The sequence below is a fragment of the Pseudonocardia pini genome (assembly GCF_013870575.1).
GTDB classification, from domain to species: Bacteria; Actinomycetota; Actinomycetes; order Mycobacteriales; family Pseudonocardiaceae; genus Pseudonocardia; species Pseudonocardia pini.
Window position 1 is genome coordinate 1 of the sequence record NZ_JACBXB010000727.1, and the last position, 2,819, is coordinate 2,819.

Here is a 2,819-nt window from a genome sequence, read left to right on the forward strand (position 1 = left end):
GCCTACGAGCGGCGGCGAGCGGGTTCGTGTCGAGTGGGCTCGCGCCGGGCCGCTCTCCCTACGGGAGAGGGACGGTGGAGAGCGCAGCGGTCCGCGACGACGCGGGCGTGCGGACGGTGGGGCGTGCGGCTGCGGATGTGCGGGTGGTGCGTGGGTGCGGTGCGGTGACGTGCGCTGCGGGGTGACGTGCGGTGCGAGGGTGGCGTGCGGTGCGCGTCCGTTCAAACGGGGGAAGGTCGGGGTGGCGGGGGTGTGGGGTGCGGGTGGTGCACGCGGTGACGGTCCGGGTGGGTCCGCGCGCTGGGGTGCGCAGCGAGGGATGACACCCGTCCATGATCGCTGTCTGGGAGCCGGGAGCCGCCGTGGGCGCGGTTCGACGCGCCGAGACCGTGATCGTGGGGGGTGGCTGGCTCGACTAGCTCGGTGATCGCGCGGTGCTCGCTCGGTGCGGGGGGCGTGGAGCGGTGCGCGATGCGGCGGGTGGGCGCGCGGTGGAACGGGTGGGGTGGCGGTGCGGTCATGATCGCGGTCTGGGTGCGGAGGGCAGCGGCAGGCGCGGTTGGAAGCACCCAAGCGGTGATCTTGATGGGTGGTGGGCGGCGGCTTCTGTGGTTGATCGCCATCTCGGCGTCGGGAGCCGCGGTGTGCGCGGTCGGAGGTGCCACATCGGTGATCTTCGGAGGCCGGCTGGTGGGTCTCGGGTCGGTGTTCGTGGGCGGGGCACACGCGTCGTCCTGGCGCGTCCGATGTGCCGACAGGGTGATCACGGGTGGTTGGTGGAGCAGGCGCGGCTCATGATCGCGGTCTGGGTGCGAAGGGCCGCGGTGGGCGCGGTCGGGTGTGCCGGTGTGGTGATCATGAGCTGCTACCCCGGCGGATTCTGTCGGTGAGCGTGGCTCGGGAGTCCGTGGCCGAGGTGAGCGCGGGCGGGAGTCTCCGCGCGGTGATGGTGGTGCGCGCGATGGTGGGGCCTGAGCGCGGTCGTGATCGCGGTCTGGGTGCGGAGGGCCGCGCTGTACACGGTTGGACGCACCCGAGCGGTGATCTCGAGGGGGCGGCGGGTCGACTCCTGGGCTGATCGCCGGTTCGGCGCTGGGAGCCGCGGTGGGCGCGGTCGGGCGTGCCCGGACGGTGATCTTGGGTGGAGCCGGGTCGACCTGGTCGTCGGTTCGGCGGCGGGAGCTCTGGTGGGCGCGGTCTGGCGCGTCCGGACGGTGACCTCGGGTGAGGGTCGGCTGAGCCTGGTCGGTGATCGTGCCGAAGTGGTGGGCGCGGTCCGGCGTGCAGGGGCGGTGATCTTGGGTGGAGGCCGGGTGGACCTGATCATCAGTTCGGCGCCGGGAGCCGCGGTGAGCGCGGTGGTGCGTGCCCAGTCGGTGATCTTGGGTCGTCTGCGCTCCTGCCCCGCGGGTCGCTCGAACCGCGGACCCGCTGTGCGGGACCGCGGCCGAGCGCGGGGCCCGCGGTGTGCGGGTCGCCGGAACGGAGATGGGTGTGAGTGCCGCCCACACTCGGGCGATCAGGTGCCTAGCGCCGCGAGGGGCTCGGCGAGCGCGCGCCACTGGTCGACGGGCACCCCGCGCTTCTCGGCGGGCAGCGCCTGCACCGCCACGTGGTCGGCTCCGGCGTCGAGGTGTGCCTGCACCCGCGCCACCACGGTGTCCACGTCGCCCCAGGCCACGAGGGCGTCGACGAAGGCGTCCGAGCCGCCGTCGGCCAGGTCCGTCTCCGTGAAGCCGAGCGTGGTGATGTTGTTCACGTAGTTCGGCTGGGCGAGGTAGGTGCTCGTGTACCGGCGGCCGATCTCGCGGGCCTTCGCCGGGTCGGTCTCGAGGACCACGGCCTGCTCCGGGCAGAGCAGCGGGCCCGCGCCGAGGGTCTCCCGTGCCCGCGCGGTGTGCTCCGGCGTGACGAAGTAGGGGTGTGCGCCGTCGGTCCGCTCGCCTGCGAGGCCGAGCATCCTCGGTCGCAGCGCCGCGAGGACGTAGCGCACCGGGGTGGTCGGCCGCTGCGCCGTGTACGGGGCGGCGTCGATCCCGTCGAGGTACTCGCGCATCGCGGTGAGCGGCTTGTCGTAGTGGTGCCCGCGCAGCCCGCCCACGAGGTTCTGGTGGCTCACGCCGAGGCCGATCAGCACCCGCTCGGGGAAGGCTTCGGTCAGGGCCTTCGTCGCGCCCGAGGTGGCGACGGCGTCCCGGGCCCAGATGTTCGCGATGCCGGTCGCGCCGATCAGCCGGTCGGTCGCGGAGAGGAGCAGGGCCAGGTGGACGAACGGGTCCCGGCCCGCCACCTCGGGGATCCACAGGGCGCCGTAGCCCCAGGACTCCAGCTCGGCGGCGAGCTCGCGGGCCCGGGCGGCGGGGACGGTGTCGAGCGCCCCCGTCCAGAGGCCGGTGGAGGGGAGGGCGAACCTGCTTCTGTCGTCGGTCACCTCTCGGACAATAGGTTGGGGGGATGACCACCTCCACCGCCACCGAGCACCGCGTCAGCACGGAGCGGCGCGGCCGCGTCCTCCTGGTCCGGATGGAGCGTCCGGCCAAGCGCAACGCCGTCGACGCCCCCATGACCGCGGCCCTCGACGCCGCGCTGAACGAGCTCGAGGACGATCCGGACCTCTGGTGCGGCGTGCTGACCGGCGGCCCGGAGATGTTCTGCGCGGGCACCGACCTGGCCCAGGGCGCGGGCGCCCCGACCCCGCGCGGGGGCAACTACGGCGTGGTCCGCCGCGCCCGCACCACGCCGTTGATCGCCGCGGTCGAGGGGATCGCCTACGGCGGCGGGTTCGAGATCGTGCTGGCCTGCGACCTCGTCGTCGCGGG

Annotated in this window: 2 protein-coding genes; one reads left to right on the forward strand and one right to left on the reverse strand. The window is 74.0% G+C overall.

Annotated features, from left to right (window positions below):
• Positions 1-1,519: 1,519 nt before the first annotated feature.
• The gene (locus tag H5J29_RS27915) at positions 1,520-2,431 is read right to left on the reverse strand and encodes a TIGR03620 family F420-dependent LLM class oxidoreductase (RefSeq protein WP_181783972.1); all 912 of its coding nucleotides are present in this window, start codon (positions 2,429-2,431) and stop codon (positions 1,520-1,522) included.
• 23 nt (positions 2,432-2,454) lie between these two features.
• On the opposite strand from H5J29_RS27915, the gene H5J29_RS27920 reads away from it, so the two are divergent.
• Positions 2,455-2,819: enoyl-CoA hydratase-related protein (locus H5J29_RS27920; protein ID WP_181783973.1), on the forward strand; the 365-nt coding region annotated here is incomplete at its 3' end.